This window comes from Streptomyces beigongshangae (genome assembly GCF_019710745.1).
Lineage (GTDB): Bacteria > Actinomycetota > Actinomycetes > Streptomycetales > Streptomycetaceae > Streptomyces > Streptomyces beigongshangae.
Genome location: NZ_JAHKJW010000016.1, coordinates 126090 through 143434, shown reverse-complemented (window position 1 = coordinate 143434; position 17345 = coordinate 126090). Strand labels below are relative to the sequence as shown.

The 17345-nt window shown below is 72.9% G+C and carries 14 protein-coding genes; 8 read left to right on the top strand and 6 right to left on the bottom strand.

The window, feature by feature from the left end; all coding sequences use genetic code 11:
- Positions 1–19 precede the first annotated feature (19 nt).
- The 3 genes from KM933_RS15125 (at position 20) to KM933_RS15115 (ending at position 3339) form a co-directional block, all read left to right on the top strand.
- A complete protein-coding gene (locus KM933_RS15125; protein ID WP_221352325.1) occupies positions 20–1471 on the top strand; it encodes an aldehyde dehydrogenase family protein in 1452 nt (483 codons plus the stop codon).
- A gap of 143 nt (positions 1472–1614) precedes the next feature.
- Complete coding sequence (locus KM933_RS15120; RefSeq protein WP_260333563.1) at positions 1615–2466, top strand: hypothetical protein; 852 nt, start codon at positions 1615–1617, stop codon at positions 2464–2466.
- A gap of 225 nt (positions 2467–2691) precedes the next feature.
- The gene (locus KM933_RS15115) at positions 2692–3339 is read left to right on the top strand and encodes a LysE family translocator (RefSeq protein ID WP_430727317.1); all 648 of its coding nucleotides are present in this window, start codon (positions 2692–2694) and stop codon (positions 3337–3339) included.
- 31 nt (positions 3340–3370) lie between these two features.
- Here KM933_RS15115 and KM933_RS15110 read toward each other — a convergent pair whose 3' ends face one another.
- A complete protein-coding gene (locus KM933_RS15110) occupies positions 3371–4309 on the bottom strand; it encodes an alpha/beta hydrolase family protein (RefSeq protein WP_221352321.1) in 939 nt (312 codons plus the stop codon).
- Between the two features lie 142 nt (positions 4310–4451).
- Between KM933_RS15110 and KM933_RS15105 the strand changes: the two genes are divergently transcribed.
- On the top strand, positions 4452–4832 hold the full coding sequence (locus KM933_RS15105) for a MerR family transcriptional regulator (protein ID WP_221352319.1): 381 nt from the start codon (positions 4452–4454) through the stop codon (positions 4830–4832).
- A 79-nt stretch (positions 4833–4911) separates the two neighbouring features.
- On the opposite strand, the gene abc-f is transcribed toward KM933_RS15105, so the two are convergent.
- The 4 genes from abc-f to KM933_RS15085 all read right to left on the bottom strand — a co-directional run bounded on the left by abc-f (position 4912) and on the right by KM933_RS15085 (position 7918).
- Entirely contained in the window at positions 4912–6555 is a 1644-nt protein-coding gene (abc-f, locus tag KM933_RS15100; protein ID WP_308013403.1) for a ribosomal protection-like ABC-F family protein, read from the bottom strand.
- Between the two features lie 192 nt (positions 6556–6747).
- The gene (locus KM933_RS15095) at positions 6748–7143 is read right to left on the bottom strand and encodes a nitroreductase/quinone reductase family protein (protein WP_221352315.1); all 396 of its coding nucleotides are present in this window, start codon (positions 7141–7143) and stop codon (positions 6748–6750) included.
- Positions 7133–7327, bottom strand: a complete 195-nt coding sequence (locus KM933_RS15090; protein ID WP_221352313.1) for a DUF397 domain-containing protein — start codon at positions 7325–7327, stop codon at positions 7133–7135. The genes KM933_RS15095 and KM933_RS15090 overlap by 11 nt, the downstream gene beginning before the upstream one ends.
- Before the next feature lie 105 nt (positions 7328–7432).
- Positions 7433–7918, bottom strand: coding sequence for a Scr1 family TA system antitoxin-like transcriptional regulator (locus tag KM933_RS15085; RefSeq protein ID WP_308013401.1), 486 nt, complete (start codon positions 7916–7918; stop codon positions 7433–7435).
- Between the two features lie 189 nt (positions 7919–8107).
- On the opposite strand from KM933_RS15085, the gene KM933_RS15080 reads away from it, so the two are divergent.
- The gene (locus KM933_RS15080; protein ID WP_221352311.1) at positions 8108–9694 is read left to right on the top strand and encodes an alpha/beta hydrolase; all 1587 of its coding nucleotides are present in this window, start codon (positions 8108–8110) and stop codon (positions 9692–9694) included.
- 79 nt (positions 9695–9773) lie between these two features.
- Positions 9774–11681, top strand: a complete 1908-nt coding sequence (locus tag KM933_RS15075) for a protein kinase domain-containing protein (RefSeq protein WP_221352308.1) — start codon at positions 9774–9776, stop codon at positions 11679–11681.
- A 69-nt stretch (positions 11682–11750) separates the two neighbouring features.
- On the opposite strand, the gene KM933_RS15070 is transcribed toward KM933_RS15075, so the two are convergent.
- Positions 11751–13352 (bottom strand): CehA/McbA family metallohydrolase, encoded by a 1602-nt coding sequence (locus KM933_RS15070; protein WP_221352306.1) that lies wholly within the window; start codon positions 13350–13352, stop codon positions 11751–11753.
- A 258-nt stretch (positions 13353–13610) separates the two neighbouring features.
- Between KM933_RS15070 and KM933_RS15065 the strand changes: the two genes are divergently transcribed.
- Both KM933_RS15065 and KM933_RS15060 read left to right on the top strand, forming a co-directional pair.
- A complete protein-coding gene (locus tag KM933_RS15065; protein ID WP_221352304.1) occupies positions 13611–14456 on the top strand; it encodes an LLM class F420-dependent oxidoreductase in 846 nt (281 codons plus the stop codon).
- A 157-nt stretch (positions 14457–14613) separates the two neighbouring features.
- Positions 14614–17199 carry a bifunctional FO biosynthesis protein CofGH gene (locus tag KM933_RS15060; RefSeq protein ID WP_221352302.1) on the top strand — a complete coding sequence of 862 codons (2586 nt, stop codon included), beginning with the start codon at positions 14614–14616 and terminating at the stop codon, positions 17197–17199.
- The last annotated feature ends 146 nt before the right edge of the window (positions 17200–17345 follow it).

Sequence of the window (17345 nt, the reverse complement as noted above, 5' to 3'; positions counted from 1 at the left end):
ACGAGCACCTGGAGGACGAGTGAGCCGGGAGCAGCGGCTGTTCATCGGCGGTTCGTGGGTGGAGCCGGACGGCGGTCACTACGAGGTGGTCGACCCGGCGACCGAGGAGGTCGTCGGCGCGGCCCCGGAAGCCTCGCGGGAACAGGTGCACGCGGCGGCGGGCGCGGCCCGCGAGGCATTCCGCACCTGGTCGCGCACGACCCCCGAGGAACGGGCCGCCGTCCTGCGCCGGGCGGCCGGGGTGATCCGCCGCAACCTCGGCGCGTACGCCGAACTGGCCCAGGCGGAGACCGGGGCGACGACCGGTACCGCGCGCGGGGTGCAGGTGGGGGTCGCCGCGGCCCGTTTCGAGCGGTACGCGCGCGTGGAGCCCGCCGAGCAACCGCTGCTCCCGCAGATCAACGAGGCGGGTCCGTTCGGCGGGGCCGCCGTCCTCGGTGCCCTCGCCGTACGCCGGCCGGTGGGCGTGGTCACCTGCGTCACCTCGTACAACAACCCCTGGGCGAACCCGGCCGGCAAGATCGCGCCGGCGCTGGCGATGGGCAACACGGTCGTCGTGAAACCCGCTCCGCAGGACCCGCTCTCCGTGTACCGGATGGCCGAGGCGCTCCAGGAGGCGGGCGTGCCGCCCGGGGTCGTGAACGTCGTCGGCGGGGCGCGGGCGGAGGTGGGGGAGGCGGCCGTCGACTCGCCCGACGTCGACATGGTGAGCTTCACCGGTTCGTCCGCCGTCGGGCGGCGCATCGCCGAGGTGTGCGGGCGCGGTATGAAACGGCAACTGATGGAACTGGGCGGCAAGGGCGCGGCGCTCGTCTTCGAGGACGCGGACCTGAGGGCGGCGGTCCGGGGGATCGGCACCACCTTCTCGTTCTACAGCGGCCAGATCTGCACGGCCCCGACGCGGGTGCTGGCGCAGCGGCCGGTGTACGACCGGCTGATCGCCCAGCTGACGGCGTACATCGGGTACCTGAAGGTGGGGGACCCGCGGGCCGAGGGCACGACCGTCGGACCGGTGATCTCGGCGGCCCACCGGGACCGCGTCGAGTCGTACGTCGAACTGGGCCGCGAGGAGGGCGCGCAACTGGTCGCGGGCGGCGGACGGCCGCCCATGGACCGGGGCTTCTACGTGGCGCCCACGCTCCTGGCGGACTGCACCAGCGGCATGCGGGTGGTGCGCGAGGAGATCTTCGGCCCGGTCGTCGTGGTCCTGCCCTTCGACGACGAGGAGGAGGCACTCGCCCTGGCCGACGACAGCGACTACGGCCTGATCGACTACGTCTGGTCGGGCGACGTGGCCCGCGCCTTCCGCGTCGCGGGCCGGCTGCGGGCGGGCGGGGTCGGCGTCAACACGGTCGGCCGCAACATGGAGGCACCGTTCGGCGGCTTCAAGCAGAGCGGGGTGGGGCGGGACGTGGGCTCGTACGCCCTGCACGCGTACTCGGAACTGCAGTCGCTGGTGTGGGAGGCGTAGCCGAGGGAGCCGAAGGAGCCGGGGGCGCGGGGAGCCGGCCTTCCCGGAGGGAGGGCAGGGGGAGCCGCGCGTGAAATGATCTAGAGTTCCCGCACGCGGCGGGCGGTGGACCCGCCGCCCGGACCTTGCCCCAGGGGTGGGAATTGATCATTTCATCGACACCGACTGCTGCCCGGCGGCGGCACAGACCCGCGGCCCGGCGTGCGCTCACCGCGACGCTGGCCGCCGGCACGGCACTGGCGGCCGTGGTGCTCACGGCCCCGGCCGCCCACGCCGCCGAGAGCGACATCTCGTTCTCGGACGTCGTGATCAACAACGGCAAGCCCGTCGTCGTCGGCCTCAGCGCCGAGGTCGAGGCATCGCTGACGTACACGGTGAAGAGCAAGGTGGCGCTCGACGACTGGTGGGTCGATGCGTACCGGCGCACCCTCGGCACCGACGAGTACATCCTCGCGATCTCCACGACCCGGTGGAGCTGCCGCCAGTCCTCCGCGGGCGGCTACACCTATCGCGACTGCGACGAGACGATGACCATCGACCCGGACGGCATGCCGGGCGGCAACGGCAACCGCCTCGTCAACGATGACGCGGCCGTGTGGAAGACCGTCGGTACGGCCATCAGGAAGAACGGCAGCTACGACACCGACCGGCTCTCCGCGACGGTCCGTCTCCAGCGTGCCTCGCGCATCCAGAGCGCGAACGCGACCCCGGAGCCCGTCACCAAGGGCAAGCAGATCACCGTCACCGGCACCGTGCAGCGCGCCAACTGGAGCGCGCACCGCTACGACAACTACGGCAGCCGTTCGGTGAAGCTGCAGTTCAAGCCCGCCGGCTCCAGCACCTACAGCACGGTCAAGTCGGTCACGGCGAGCGGCACGGGCGCGCTCAGGGCCACGGTGACCGCCTCCCAGGACGGCACCTGGCGCTGGCGCTACAGCGGCAACACCACCACGGGCGCGAGCAACTCGTCCGGCGACCACGTCGACGTGAAGTGAACCCTCCGGGCGCTTGCGCACCCGCGCAGCGCACCGCGCGACGAAGGCCCCGCTCCGGCGGGGCCTTCCGCTTTGCCCGTAGCGGCGCTCACGACGCCGCCGTCGCCCCGGCCGACGCCCCGTAAACCCCATAGGCCCCATAGATCCCGCAGGTCCTGTGGGCGAACGGGCCGTCGCCGCCGCCGCCGGAAAACCGCTACCGGTCGATCGGGTCCCGGGGCCAGGATGGGCGGCATGGTGTCCACGGACAGGTTGCTCGCCTTCGCCGCCATGTCGTTCCTGCTGATCGTGGTCCCCGGACCCAGCGTGCTGTTCGTGGTCGGCCGGGCGCTGGCCCAGGGGCGCCGGGCCGCGCTGACCACGGTCGTGGGGAACACGCTGGGCGCGTACGTCCTCGTCGTGGCGGTCGCCCTCGGCGTCGGGGCCGTGGTGGAGCGCTCGGTGGTCGTCTTCATGACGCTGAAGCTGGTGGGGGCGGCGTACCTCGTGTACCTGGGGGTGAGGGCGGTGCGGCAGCGCGGGTCGCTGCACGCCGCGTTCACCGGTGACGGGCCCGCGCAGAGCGGTCTGCGCACGCTGGGGGAGGGGTTCGCGGTCGGCGTGGCCAACCCGAAGACGATCGTGTTCTTCGCCGCCGTCCTGCCGCAGTTCGTCGACCGCGGCCAGGGCCACGTCATGGCGCAGATGCTGCTGCTCGGCCTGGTCTTCAACCTCATCGCGGTGGCCTCGGACAGCGTGTGGGGCCTGGGCGCGGCCGCCGCCCGGAACTGGTTCGCCGGTTCGCCGCGACGGCTCGCCCTGGTCGGCGGGGCCGGCGGGGTCACGATGATCGGCCTCGGCGTCACGATCGCCGCGACGGGCCGCAAGGACTAGGAACGGACGTGTTCCGCCCATCGGGCCGGGGTTACTTGGATTCGAGGTGTCCCAGTGGGTGGCTGCCCGTGAGGACGGTCCGGGCGTTGTTCCAGTCGGTGTGGTCGACTCCGGTGACGTGCCGCAGGTAGGCGAGGGTGACCTGCTGGACGAGGGCGACACGGTCGGGGTTCTCGTCGGTGGTCTCCGCCGCTCGGTAGCCGGAGATGCCACCGAGGAAGTGCTCGCCGCCGCGGACGGTCAGGAGGCTCTTGTCGCCGCGGCTGAGGGTGTAGGGGTCGGTCGTCCAGGCCGGGCCCCGGGTGGAGAGCGGCAAGTCGTCCTCGTCTCCGGCGACGACGAGGCCGGGGGCGGTGATGCGGGAGAAGTCCTGCTCGCGCAGCCAGGGAAGGTTGTCGTGGGCGAAGGGGGTCAGCTCGTCGCCGCCCCTGCCGGCGGTGGCCAGCTGGATACCGGCCATGACCCGGGCGTCGGACAGGTCCTCGGCGGCACCGGTCTGCGGGTCCGTGACGCGCAGGCCCACCAGGATGCCGGCGGTCTGGCCGCCGAAGGAGTGCCCGGCCGCGACGACGCGGCTGCGGTCCATGCGGCCCGACAGACCCGGCACGGCCGCCTCCAGCGTGGTGAGTCCGTCGAGGACGCGCCGCATGTCCTGTACGCGGTAGCGCCACATCCGGGGCCGGCGGGGGTCGTCGGCGGGCAGGCCGAGCCGCCTGGAGTCCAGATGGGTGGCCTGGACCACGACGAAGCCGCCGGACGCCCAGTGATCGACCAGCGGGGCGTAACCGTCCAGGTCCGAGCCGAAGCCGTGGGCGAAGAGCACGACGGGCAGGCCGGTGCCGGTGGTGGGGGCGGTGACGCGGACGTGCAGGTCCTCAGCGCGCTGCGGTGCGTTCAGCACGAGCGGCCTGACGGACACGGTCGCGGTGAGGACGGGGCCGGAGAGGCCGGTCGCGGAGTACGTGGGCACGGGTGCCTGCCTTTCAGGGACGACGGACTGGGGGTACCGAGGACGCGTTCGGCCGGCGGGCGCGTTGGCTACCGTAAAAGTTGACGTCGACGTGAAAGGCAAGTGCGCGTGACGCACGGCACACGAAGGAGAGGAGGCGGGAATGCGGATCGGTGAACTCGCGCGCCGCACGGGTGTCACCACCCGGGCCCTGCGCTACTACGAGGAACAGAACCTGCTCACCGCCGAGCGCAGCGGCAGCGGCCAGCGCCACTACGCGGAAGACGCCGTCGACCGGATCCGCCTCATCCGCCGGCTGTACGCCGCCGGACTGGGCAGCAAGGCCATCGCCGAGCTGACGCCCTGCGTCATCGACGGCAAGGCCACCCCCGAGCTCCTCCGGCGCCTGGCCGCGGAACGTGACCACCTCGACCGGCGCATTGCGGATCTCGTCCACACCCGGGACAGGCTCGACTCCGTCATCGGTGGCGCCTCATCCGCCATGGACACGGGTGTCCCCTGCCCGCGGGACGCCGACGCATAGACCTGCGCCGGCCCCCGCCGGAAACGGAGGTGAGCTCAGGCAGCCCGCCCGTCACTGCTGCCGAGTACGTGGCGGACGGTCACGGAGCGCTTGGTGGCGTGTTCGCCAGGTCCAGGCGGGCCCCGTCGAAGCGTTCACGCAGGAGCCGGTCGTGCGTCACCACGACCAGGGTGCCGGTGTAGCAGGCCAACGCCGCCTCGACCTCCTCCACCAGGGCGGGGGCGAGGTGGTTGGTCGGCTCGTCGAGGAGCAGCAGGTCGAGCGGACCGGCCGTGACGAGCCGGGCCAGTTCGAGCTTGCGACGCTGCCCGACGGACAGGTCCCGTACGGGAACGGCGAGATCGGCCCCGCGGAACAGACCGAGCGCGAGCAGTGCGTCGGCGTGCTCCTCGGGCTGCCCCGCCCGGCCGGCCGCGAAGGCCGCGAGCAGCGTACGGGTGTCGAAGGCGTCGTCGGGCGCGCTCCGCTGACGCAGGAATCCGACCCGGCGGGGCCGGTGCACGACACCGGTGCCGGGCGTCAGCTCCCCCGCGAGCAGCTGGAGGAGGGTGGACTTGCCGGCGCCGTTGGGTCCGGTGACCAGGAGCCGTTCGCCGGGGGCGAGTTCCAGGGACGGAACGTACAACCGCCCTTCGACCAGGACGTCCTCCAGGCGCACCGCCGCCGATGCCTCCCCGGCGGCCGGCGCGCTCCCGACGCGGCCCGTGAACCGCAGTGGCTGCGGGGGCGGCGGCACGGGGTGCTCCATGAGCCGCTGCACCCGCTCGCGTGCGTTGCGGATGCGGCTCTGCGCGCCGTGCGCCCGCGAGCGCGCCCGGAAGGCGCCGGCGCCGCTGAACCCCCGCGGCCCCTTGTGGGGGATCTCCGCCAGCATCCCGGCACCGGCGTCGGCGAGGCGTTCCTGCCGGGCGACCTCGTCGCGCCACTGCTCGTGCTCCCACGCCCACCGGGCGCGGGCCGCCGCCTTGGCGGTGAGGAAGCCGGCATAGCCGTTGCCGTAGCGCCGTACCGTGCGCCGGTCCTGGTCGACCTCCAGGACGGTGCCGGTGACGCGTTCCAGGAAGGCCCGGTCGTGCGTGGCCACGACGACCGTGCCCCGGTGCCGGTGCAGATGTCCTTCGAGCCAGGCCACGGCCTCGTCGTCCAGGTCGTTGGTCGGTTCGTCGAGCAGCAGCAGTTCGGGGGCCGCGGCCAGGGTCGCGGCGAGCGCGAGCCGGGAGCGCTGTCCGCCGGAGAGGGTGTTCAGCGCCCGCTCCCGGTCCAGCGGCGCGCGCTCGCCGAGCCGGCGCAGGGTCACCTCGACCCGGCGGTCCGCTTCGTGCCCGCCTCGTGCCTCGAACTCGGCGACGAGCGCGGCGTAGCGCTCGAACCCGGCGGGCCCGGCCGTGCCCAGGGCGGCCTCGGCGGCACGGATACGCCGCTCCAGGGCGCGCAGCTCACCCAGTACGTGGTCCACGGCGTCGCCCACCCGCGCCGAACCGGGCAGGTCGAGGGTCTGGCGGAGGTAGCCGGTCCCGCCCGGTGCCACGACGGTCAGGTTGCCGTTGTCGACGGGCTCCTGCCCTGCCAGCAGCCGCAGGAGCGTGGACTTCCCGGAGCCGTTGTCCCCGACGATCCCGACCTTCTCGCCGGGCCGGACGGTGAGGGACACGCGGTCCAGCACCACGCGGTCGCCGTAGCGCTTGGTCACCCCGGCGAGAGCGATCTGCGAGGTGGCGGAGATGTCGGTGACGGAAGAGACGGTGGCAGTGGTGCCGGCTGAAGCACGGTGCAAGAGCGGTCCTTTCCTGTGCGCTGTCCAGCGGATGAACATGAAACTAGACGCAACGTTCCGTCTCGTCAAGAGGTTGAGAGGTCGGGAGGTCGGAAAGTCGGAAGGTCTCCGGAGGCCGGGAGGCCCGCCCCGCCGGACGGGTCAGCCGTCCAGGTCGATCCTGATCGTCAACAGGTTCGTGCCGACCGCTCGGACCGCACCGCTGTTGAACCGCGGCAGCGACTTCAGGCGGGCGCGGGGGTCGTCCTCCGGCATCAGGTGGGCGGTGCCGTGGTGCCACCGCCCGCCGACGCGGACCCGTACCTTCGGGTCGGCCCGGATGTTGCGCACGTACTGCGACTTGTCGCCGTACTCGGAGACGAGCCAGAATGCCTGCCCGACGCGGCGTCCGCCGACCGGTGTGCGGCGGGGGAGTCCGGAGGTGCGCCCGGTCGTCTCCAGCAGCGTCTGGAACGGCAGCCGCCGGGTCACCGGATTGACCACCCGCCGCTGGAACGCGGTGACCACCCGGAACCTGAGGTCGCGATCACGGGACACGTCGGTCCCGCCCTTCTTTGAGCAGGAGGAGAAGGGACTCGAAGGCATCCGGGGAGGCCCCGAGTATGGCTCCGCCGGGGTCGCCGCTCTCGGTGAGGCGGACGGTCCGCGCGGCGGTGGTGACGTGCAGGCAGGACTCGCCCTGCCCGCAGTAGGACGACCTCTGCCAGGAGTGATCGAGCATGTCGGTCCCTTCACAGATCCTGAGCGATGGTGTGGATGAAGTCGCGGGACTTCTCGGGAGAGAGGGCCACGGACTCCATGCGGTCGAGGAGGACGCGGTATGTGTTCAGTTGCGCAGTGCTTGGCGCTGGAGCCGGTGGCTCACCCGGTGCTCGATGTGGGTGCGGGAGAACTCGGGAACGACCTGCCGGAAGATCTCGCGGGCGTGATCCGTGATCTGGAGAAGACCTGGAATGTGAGCGGTGTTGGCGGACCGCAGACGTCTGGAGCGCTGCTCCAGCTCGGCGATGTCCAGCAGCGGGGTGGGCAGCACCTCGCGGAAGGTCTCCCACCATCCTCCCGCCCGCTCGGTGGCGAGCTCGGACAGCCCGTCGACGTACTCGGTGTCGGAGCAGCGATAGATGTGGTCCAGCGCACGAAGGCGGTCCCGGCTCACACCGAACCGGCTGGCCTCGATGTTGCTGAGCTGGGCCTGGCTGACGCCGAGTTGACGGGCGCCCTCGGTGACGGTGAGTCCCGCGCGCTCACGCATCCGCCGCAGTTCGGTGCCGAGACGCAGTCGGCGGGCGGTAGTGGCGATCCTGGACGCCATGGCTCAACTCTCCTTGCGCAAGAGAATGTTGTTGTCACCCGCACGAGGGAAAACCTCATGCTATTGCCAGAATGGGAAATGTATTAAGTGGCGAGAGGCAGGGTGGGACGGGGCGGTTCGGGAAACCGCCCGCCCGACAGGCCAGTTGGCCGCATGGGACCCGCCCGTCCCGTCCGCGAAGCTCGTCGCATGGTGACCACCAAGCGAAAGTCCCGCCTTCTCGCCGCCTCCGGCGCGGTGCTCGCGCTCACTCTGCCGTCCGCCGCGTCCGCCGCGTCCGCCGCGTCCGCCGCATCCACCGCATCCGTCCCGCCCGGGACGGCTCCCGCGGCCCCAGTGGTCCCAGTGGTCCCCGCGGTCCCCGCGACCGCCGGGTACGGCAAGCCCCTCGTCTGGGGGGCATGCGAAGGGGACGGGCTCGACCCCCGGCAGCGGTGCGCCACCGTCGAGGTGCCCGTGGACCACTCCGATCCCGCCGGTGAGCGGATCGGGATCGCCGTGTCCCGGATTCCCGCCGAGAGGCCGGAAGCCCGCCGCGGGGTCCTGCTGATGATCGCCGGTGGTCCCGGCGGCGGGAGCCTCGACGAGATCTCCGGGAAGGGGCAGCGGCTGCCGCAGGAGGTGCGGAACGCATACGACCTGGTCGGGTTCGATCCGCGCGGGGTCGGCCGGTCCGCACCCGTGAGCTGCGGGCTCGACCGGGAGGATCTGACCACGACCAAGTTCTGGCCCTGGCCCGCCGCGGACGGCTCCGTCGCCGGGAACATGGCCACCGCCCGGCGGACGGCCGCCGCCTGCGACCGCAACGGCGGCGAACTGATCCGGCACATCAGTACCGCCGACAACGCCCGCGACCTCGACCGCGTCCGCGCGGCCCTCGGCGAGCGCAGGCTGTCCGCGTGGGGCGTCTCGTACGGGGCGTACCTCGGCGCCGTCTACCGCGAGCTGTTCCCCCACCGCACCGACCGGTTCGTGCTGGACAGCAACCCGGACGGCACCGGCTCCCTCAGCCACGGAAACTTCCCCCGCGGCATGTGGGCGGGGTTCGAGGGCGGTGTCGAGGACGCCTTCCCCGAGTTCGCGAAGTGGGCGTCCCGGGACGGGAACCCGTACCGGCTCGCCCGGACGCCGGCCGAGGTCCGGGACCTCTTCCTGCGGCTCGCCGAGCGGCTCGACCGCGAGCCGCTCCCCTGGCCGGGCGCCGCTCCGGCGGAGCTGAACGGCAACGTCCTGCGCCAGGCCATGGTCTACGCGCTGTACGGCCCCGGCGACTTCCCGGGCCTGGCCGAGCTGATCCGGGCCGCGCAGCGGGGCGAGACCCCGCCCGCGCCCGAGCAGGCCCCCGAGCCCTTCCTCCAGAACGGCCTCGCCGTCGCCCTCGCCACCTTCTGCAACGACGGCGACTGGCCGCGCTCGGCCGCCGTGTACCAGGCGGCGGTCGACCGCAGCCGGGCCGACCACCCGCTGACCGCGGGGATGCCCCGCAACGCCACGGCCTGCGCGGCCTGGCCCTCGTACCCGAAGCCGGACCCGGTACGGATCACCGACCGCGGCGACTCCGTCGTGCTGCTCGTCCAGAACGAGCGCGACCCCGCCACCCCGCTCGCCGGCGCCCGCGCGGTCCGGGCCGCCCTCGGCGGACGGGCCGTCATGGTGACCGTCGGCTCGACCGGGCACGAGGTCCATCTCGCCCAGGGCAACGCCTGCGGGGACCGGGCCGTCACCCGCTACCTGACCACGGGTCAGCGTCCCGCGCGGGACACGTACTGCCCGTAGACACAGGGTTCGCGCGCGCCACCCCCTCCCCATCTCCTATCCTCGCTGCGAACGCGTCGCCGGGGAAAAAGGAACACGCATGGACGGGTTGGCCCCGGACGATCCGGGCTGGATAGGCAACTACCGACTGCTCGGAAGACTCGGCGAGGGCGGCATGGGGCGGGTGTACCTGGCCCGCTCCGACCGCGGCCGTACGGTCGCGGTCAAGGTCGTCCAGGAACAACTGGCCCGCAAACCCGACTTCAGGCGCCGCTTCGCCCAGGAGGTCAAGGCCGCCCAGCGGGTCGGCGGCGAGTGGACGGCACCCGTCCTGGACGCCGACACGGAGGCGGCGACACCGTGGGTGGCCACCGGTTACGTCGCCGGACCCTCGCTCGCCGAGGTGGTGGACAAGCAGTACGGGCCCCTGCCCCCGAAGTCCGTACGGGCACTGGCGACCGGACTCGTCCGCGCGCTCCAGGCCATCCACGGCGCGGGGCTCGTCCACCGCGACCTCAAACCGTCCAACGTCCTGGTGACGATCGACGGACCCCGCGTCATCGACTTCGGCATCGCGCGCGCCCTCGACCCGTCCATGGAGTCCGGCGACGGACTCACCCTGACGGGTGTCGTCGTCGGGTCCCCGGGCTTCATGTCACCCGAGCAGGTGCGCGGGGAGCGGGTGACGTACGCGAGTGACGTCTTCTGCCTGGGCGCCGTGCTGGCGTACACCGCGACGGGGCGGATGCCGTTCGGCGCCGGCGAGGGCGGCATCCACTCGCTGCTCTTCCGCATCGCCGGCGAGGAGCCGGACCTCACGGGGATCCCCGAGCCGTGGGACCGGCTGATCGCCTGGTGCCTCGTCAAGGACCCGGCCCGGCGGCCGTCCCTCGACGACCTGTCGCAGCACATCGAGGGCATCGAGGGCGCCGAAGGTGCCGGGGGTGTCGGAGGCGCCGGGGGAATCAGGGGCACGGGCGGCGCGTGGCTGCCCGGCGAGGTGCTGGCGGAGCTGGGCAGACACGCCGTGCAACTCCTCGACATCGAGAACCCGCAGAACGCGCAGGACCGGCAGGACCCGCAGGACCCGCGAAGCGCGCAGGACCCGCGGAGCCGTGCGCTCGCCGGGCAGACACCGGCGGCGGCGTCCCCGCACACTCCAGCGCACACCCCGGCGCACGCCCCGGTGCAGGGCTTCGGCCCGCCGCTCGCCTACGCCCCCTCCCCGCCTCCGTGGCAGAGCCCGCCGCCGGGCGGCCTGCACCCGGGCGGCCTGCAGCCGAGTGTTCTCCACGCGGGCAGCCCCCCGCCCGCCGGGCGGCTGACCCCGCCGGGCCGCGGCGCCTTCTCCGCACCCCCGGCCCGCCCCGCCCGTGCGCTCGCGACGGCCCTGGCCCTCCTGCTCGGCCTCTACATCCTGCCCCTGCTGTTCCGCAGCGCCGTTCTCGGCGAGGCGTACCTGCTGCTCGACGCGCGGGACAGCATGTCCGCCACCCGCGACGTCAACGGCTTCGAGGAGCTGAAGTTCGCGACGGACCTGGCCGACTCCATCGAACTCCTGGTGGGCCTGGCGGTGGTGGTGGTGTGGCCGATCTGGTTCCAGCGCGTCCGCCACAACGCCGAGGCGTTCGAGCCGGGACAGCTGCGTTACGCGTCCGGGATGGCGGCCGGGTCCTGGTTCGTCCCGCTCGTCAACCTCATCATGCCCAAGCAGATCAGCAACGACATCTGGACGGCGTCCACCGGCCACCGCGTCGGCGCCGGACGGTGGATCCTGCACCTGTGGTGGTGGAGCTTCGTCGCCTACGCCGTCATGTACTTCAGCGACTCGTGGAGCAGCTGGTACGACAGCGACATCGTGGTCGAGGCCACGGACGACATCGTCACCGGGCTGGTCACCAACGTCCTGGGTGTCGTGAGCGCCGTACTGGCCGTCCTCGTCGTCAGGCGGCTCACCACGGTCCAGCAGGCCCGCATCCAGGAGGCGCGGAACGCGGGTACCGCCTGAGACGCCCCGGGCGGTACCAGCCCTTCCCAGCCCTTCCCCTCCCAGCCCTTCCCCTCCCCCTTCCTTTCCCTACCGCCCCAGGAAGACCGGGTTGGTGAACGCCGCCAGCGCTCCCGGCAACGGCCCCGCCGCCACCTCGTGCCGCACCTCCGCGCGTACGTACGCCGCGTACTGGGCCGTCGTACGCCACTCCACCGTGCCGGAGCCCGACACCGGCAGGGCGGGGCTCGTGTGCAGGACGCCCTGGTCCGTGACGAGGCGGACCGTGCAGCGCGGCGCCCCCGAGACCTCCAGGCGGACCGTGACCGGGTCGTCGCGGTCCACCTTCAACCGCCCGCCGATTCCAGCGTGTTCGCCCTTCGGGCCGGTCGCCGAGAACGACAGCGACACCGCCTTCGACTCGGCCACGTACGAGCGGCCGGCCCGGATGCCCTCCTGGATCGCCTCACGGGTCAGGTCGTCGGCGAGGACGACCGTCTGCGGGGTGCCGACGGGGTCGGGATCGCGGTGGGCGTCACTGCTCCCCATCGCCGGGATCCAGCCCCGGCCGCCCGCGCCGCCCCGGCCGTCCCCACCGTCCCGGCCGTCCCCACCGATCCGGCCCTCCCGTACGGAGGCCACGAGCATGCTGTCCCAGTCGGCGAGCGACACCTCGTCGTCGGGCCCGTACGCGCCGTTCCACACCTCCACCGCGTCCGCCTCGCCGAAGCCGAACTTCCAGTTGCAGCCGATGCAGGTGGCGTGCGGATGGGCGGGGACGACCAGCCCGCCGGCCTCGCGGATGCGGCGCGCGTACCTGCCGAAGCGGTTGTCGCGGGCCCGGTAGCGCCAGTCGATGAACGTGCCCGGGTCGGTGCCGAGCGCGACGACGTGGCCGTTCCTCGTCGTGACCTCCTCGCCCAGCAGGATCAGCAGCTCCCCGTCGGGGTGCGGGCCGGCCTGGTCGGCCCAGTGGGCGTGCGAGGAGTGCGTGTTGTGCTCGGACGTGTTGATGAAGTCCAGGCCCGCCGCCCGCGCCAGCGCCGCGATCTCGGCCGGGGTGCGGCGGCCGTCCGAGTACCAGGAGTGCAGGTGGCAGTCGCCCCGGTACCAGGCCCGGCCGCGGCCCCTGGCCCGCGACGGCGGGTACACCGGCTTCACGGCCTCGCCCGGTTCGCCGTACGTCAGCGTGACGGTGACCTCGTACGCGAGTCCCTGCGGAGCCACCGTGTACGGGCCCAGCGCGATGTGCCAGGTGCCCGCGCGGACCGGGCCCGGCAGGTAGCCGGGCGTCGCGTCGTCCGCGCGGAGGAAGAACTCCGTGCGCGCCCCGCCCGACCAGCCCCGGAACCCCTTGCCGCCCAGCTCGATGCCGCGCTGGTCGAAGATCCCGATGTCGAGCGCGTTGCCCGCCGTCCCGGCCGGGACGGCGGGCCGCTCGTAGGTGTACGCGACCCTGATCTCCCGTACGCCGGACGGGACTTCGACGGGCAGGTACACGAAGTCGGGCGCGCCGGGAGGCAGGGTGCCGCGTACGGTCCGGGTCTCGGAGGCACCGGACGCCTCCGCCGCGTCGGCCGCCCGGTCCGGGAAGCTCACGCTCCCCAAGGTGAGCGCGGCGGCGGCCCCCGTCACGAACAGGGCGCGTCTGCCGATGCCGTGGTCGCTCGCGTGCTGGTCGTCCTCGCACATGCTGCTGCTCCCAGGTCGTCGTGAGTCACTGGCACTGGTACTGGCACTGTCACCGGTGGCGGTGGCGGTGGCGGTGGCGGTGGCGCGGGTGTGGTCGCCACCAGCCTCGTATTCAGCCGTGAACCACGGTTCAAGGGAAGGGGACCGGCAGCTTTCGGGGACGGAGCACCCGTACGACGCGGAGCGCCCGCACGCCCGCGACGAATGTGCCGACCGGTCGGTATGGACACGGGAACCCCGCGCCGGTAGAGATGACGCATGCGCATCTCCGTGACGATCTTCCTCACCGATGAGACGATCACCCCGACCCGGCTCGCCCGTGAACTGGAACAACGCGGCTTCGCCGGGCTGTATCTGCCCGAACACACGCACATACCCGCGGAGCGGACCACCCCCTACCCGGCGGGGGGCGACCTGCCGCCGGAGTACGCCCGCACCCTGGACCCCTTCGTCGCCCTCGGCCAGGCGGCGGCCGTCACCGGGGCGCTCGCGCTCGGCACCGGCATCACCCTCGTCACCCAGCACGACCCGATCGACCTCGCCAAGCAGATCGCTACCCTCGACCACCTCTCCGGCGGCCGCTTCACCCTCGGCATCGGCTTCGGCTGGAACGTCGAGGAGGCCGCCGACCACGGCGTGGAGTGGAGTACGCGACGGGAGCTGGGCCGGGACCGGATGGCGTTGATGCGGGCCCTGTGGTCGCCCGAACCGACCGCGTACGAAGGCCGGTTCGACTCCGTACGGGCCAGCCACGCCTACCCCAAGCCCGTACAGAAGCCGCGCGGGCAGCTCGTCGGGCCGCGCACGCTCATCGGGGGAGCGGCGGGCCCCAAGCTCTTCGCGCACATCGCCGAGTACGCGGACGGCTGGCTGCCGATCGGCGGCCGGGGCCTGACGGAGTCGCTGCCCGTGCTGCGGACCGCCTGGGCCGAGGCGGGCCGGGACCCCGGCACCCTCCAGGTCGTGCCGTACGCCGTGCTGCCCGGCGCGGGCAAGCTCGCGCACTACGCGGACCTCGGTATCGAGGAGGTCGTGCTGCAGCTGCCGCCGGCGGGGGAGGAGGAGGTGCTGCGCGTACTGGACGGGTACGCGGCGTACCTGTAGAGCCCTCGGCCGCCGTACGCCCGGCCTCCGACCGTCGGCCGCCGGGCCCCCGGCCACCGCCCGCGCCCGGCCCCCTCGCGCCCGCGCCTGACCGGTAGTGCCCGGTCGGCGGTGCCTGACCGGTAGTGCCTGGTCACCGCGATCGTATGCTCGAAGGATGACGACTTCCGCGACCTCCGGAACCGGGCCCACCGAGAACTCCATGCGTCGCGCCCTCAAACGCGCCCGCGACGGCGTCGCCCTCGACGTCACCGAGGCCGCCGTGCTGCTCCAGGCCCGCGGCGCCGACCTGGACGACCTGACCGCGTCCGCCGCCCGGGTGCGTGACGCGGGCCTGGAGGCGGCGGGCCGCCCCGGCGTGATCACGTACTCGAAGAGCGTCTTCATCCCGCTCACCCGGCTGTGCCGGGACAAGTGCCACTACTGCACGTTCGTCACCGTCCCCGGCAAGCTCCGCCGGGCCGGTCACGGCATGTTCATGTCCCCCGACGAGGTGCTCGACATCGCCCGCAAGGGTGCCGAGCTGGGCTGCAAGGAAGCCCTGATCACCCTCGGCGACAAGCCCGAGGACCGCTGGCCCGAGGCCCGCGAGTGGCTCGACGCGCACGGCTACGACGACACGATCGCGTACGTACGGGCCGTCTCCATCCGCATCCTGGAGGAGACGGGTCTGCTGCCCCACCTCAACCCGGGCGTCATGTCGTGGACCGACTTCCAGCGGCTCAAGCCGGTCGCGCCCAGCATGGGCATGATGCTGGAGACGACCGCGACCCGCCTGTGGTCCGAGCCGGGCGGCCCGCACCACGGCTCTCCCGACAAGGAGCCGGCGGTCCGGCTGCGGGTCCTGGAGGACGCGGGCCGCTCCTCCGTCCCCTTCACCAGCGGGCTGCTGATCGGCATCGGCGAGACGTACGAGGAGCGCGCGGACGGCCTGTTCGCGCTGCGGCGCGTCTCCCGCGCCTACCACGGCGTCCAGGAGCTGATCATCCAGAACTTCCGCGCCAAGCCGGACACGGCGATGCGCGGGATGCCGGACGCCGAGCTGGACGAACTGGTCGCGACGGTCGCCGTGGCCCGGCACATCATGGGCCCCGCCGCCTGCCTCCAGGCGCCGCCCAACCTGGTCGACGCCGAGTACGGGCGGCTGATCGGCGCCGGTGTCGACGACTGGGGCGGGGTCTCGCCGCTGACCATCGACCACGTCAACCCCGAGCGCCCCTGGCCGCAGATCGAGCTGCTGCGCGAGCAGTCCGCGCAGGTCGGCTTCGAGCTGCGCGAACGCCTGTGCGTGTATCCGGAGTTCGTGCAACGGGGCGAGCCGTGGCTGGACCCGCGGCTGCTGCCGCACGTACGGGCGCTGGCGGACCCGCGGACCGGGCTCGCCCTGCCCGACGCACCCGTCGTGGGCCACCCGTGGCAGGAGCCGGAGGAGGCGTTCACGTCGTCGGGCCGCACCGACCTGCACACCACGATCGACACCGAGGGGCGCACCGGCGACCGGCGCGAGGACTACGACCACGTGTACGGGGACTGGGAGGCGCTGCGGGAGGCCGCGGCGCCCGGCATGGTCCCCTCGCGCATCGACACCGACGTACGGGCGGCGCTCGCGACGGCGGCCGACGACCCGACCCGCCTGACCGACGACGAGGCCCTCGCCCTGCTCCACGCGGACGGGCCGGCGCTCGACGCGCTCTGCCGCGTCGCGGACGACGTCCGCAGGTCGGCGGTCGGCGACGACGTCACGTACATCGTCACGCGGAACATCAACTTCACCAACGTCTGCTACACCGGCTGCCGCTTCTGCGCCTTCGCGCAGCGCCGCACCGACGCCGACGCGTACACGCTCTCCCTGGAGCAGGTGGCCGACCGCGCCGCCCAGGCGTGGGACGTGGGGGCCGTCGAGGTCTGCATGCAGGGCGGCATCCACCCCGACCTGCCGGGCACCGCCTACTTCGACATCGCGCGCGCGGTGAAGGAGCGCGTCCCCGGCATGCACGTCCACGCCTTCTCCCCGATGGAGGTGGTGAACGGCGCCACCCGCACCGGCCTGTCCATCCGGGAGTGGCTGACGGCGGCGAAGGAGGCGGGCCTGGACTCCATCCCCGGCACGGCGGCGGAGATCCTCGACGACGAGGTCCGCTGGGTCCTCACCAAGGGCAAGCTCCCCACCGCGACCTGGATCGAGGTCGTCACCACCGCGCACGAGCTGGGCATCCGCTCGTCCTCGACGATGATGTACGGGCACGTGGACCAGCCCCGCCACTGGCTGGGCCACTTCCGCACGCTCTCCCGCATCCAGCAGCGGACGGGCGGTTTCACGGAGTTCGTGACCCTCCCCTTCATCCACACCAACGCGCCCGTCTACCTGGCGGGGATCGCCCGGCCCGGCCCGACGACCCGCGACAACCGCGCGGTGATGGCGATGGCGAGGCTCCTGCTGCACCCCCACATCCCCAACATCCAGACGAGCTGGGTGAAGCTGGGCACGGAGGGCGCGGCCGAGATGCTGCGCTCGGGCGCCAACGACCTCGGCGGGACGCTGATGGAGGAGACCATCTCCCGTATGGCGGGGTCGAGCTACGGCTCGTACAAGTCGGTCAAGGACCTGATCGCGGTGGCGGAGGCGGCGGGCCGCCCGGCGAAGCCGCGTACGACGCTGTACGGGCCGGTGCCCGAGGAGCGGCAGCGGGCGGCGGAGCGGTCGGACGGCCACCTGCCGGAGCTGCTGCCGGTCCTGGAGTGACCGGTCCCGGCGCAACCGGCGCAACCGGAGCAGTTGGCGCAGCCGGAGCAGCCGGAGCGGGTCCGTCGGTTCCCGGGCCGCCGGTTCCGGGGCGCCTCCCCCGTCGGAGTAGGATGATCGGACCCTCCGACGGGGTGCGCCCGGGG

What these genes read in the sequence shown, in the direction of transcription:
- KM933_RS15080 (WP_221352311.1), top strand. Translation starts at nt 8,108, where the DNA reads ATGGTGACCACCAAGCGAAAGTCCCGCCTTCTCGCCGCCTCCGGCGCG.
- KM933_RS15075 (WP_221352308.1), top strand. Translation starts at nt 9,774, where the DNA reads ATGGACGGGTTGGCCCCGGACGATCCGGGCTGGATAGGCAACTACCGA.
- KM933_RS15105 (WP_221352319.1), top strand. Translation starts at nt 4,452, where the DNA reads ATGCGGATCGGTGAACTCGCGCGCCGCACGGGTGTCACCACCCGGGCC.
- KM933_RS15065 (WP_221352304.1), top strand. Translation starts at nt 13,611, where the DNA reads ATGCGCATCTCCGTGACGATCTTCCTCACCGATGAGACGATCACCCCG.
- KM933_RS15070 (WP_221352306.1), bottom strand. Translation starts at nt 13,352, where the DNA reads ATGTGCGAGGACGACCAGCACGCGAGCGACCACGGCATCGGCAGACGC.
- KM933_RS15060 (WP_221352302.1), top strand. Translation starts at nt 14,614, where the DNA reads ATGACGACTTCCGCGACCTCCGGAACCGGGCCCACCGAGAACTCCATG.
- KM933_RS15090 (WP_221352313.1), bottom strand. Translation starts at nt 7,327, where the DNA reads ATGCTCGATCACTCCTGGCAGAGGTCGTCCTACTGCGGGCAGGGCGAG.
- KM933_RS15085 (WP_308013401.1), bottom strand. Translation starts at nt 7,918, where the DNA reads ATGGCGTCCAGGATCGCCACTACCGCCCGCCGACTGCGTCTCGGCACC.
- KM933_RS15115 (WP_430727317.1), top strand. Translation starts at nt 2,692, where the DNA reads ATGGGCGGCATGGTGTCCACGGACAGGTTGCTCGCCTTCGCCGCCATG.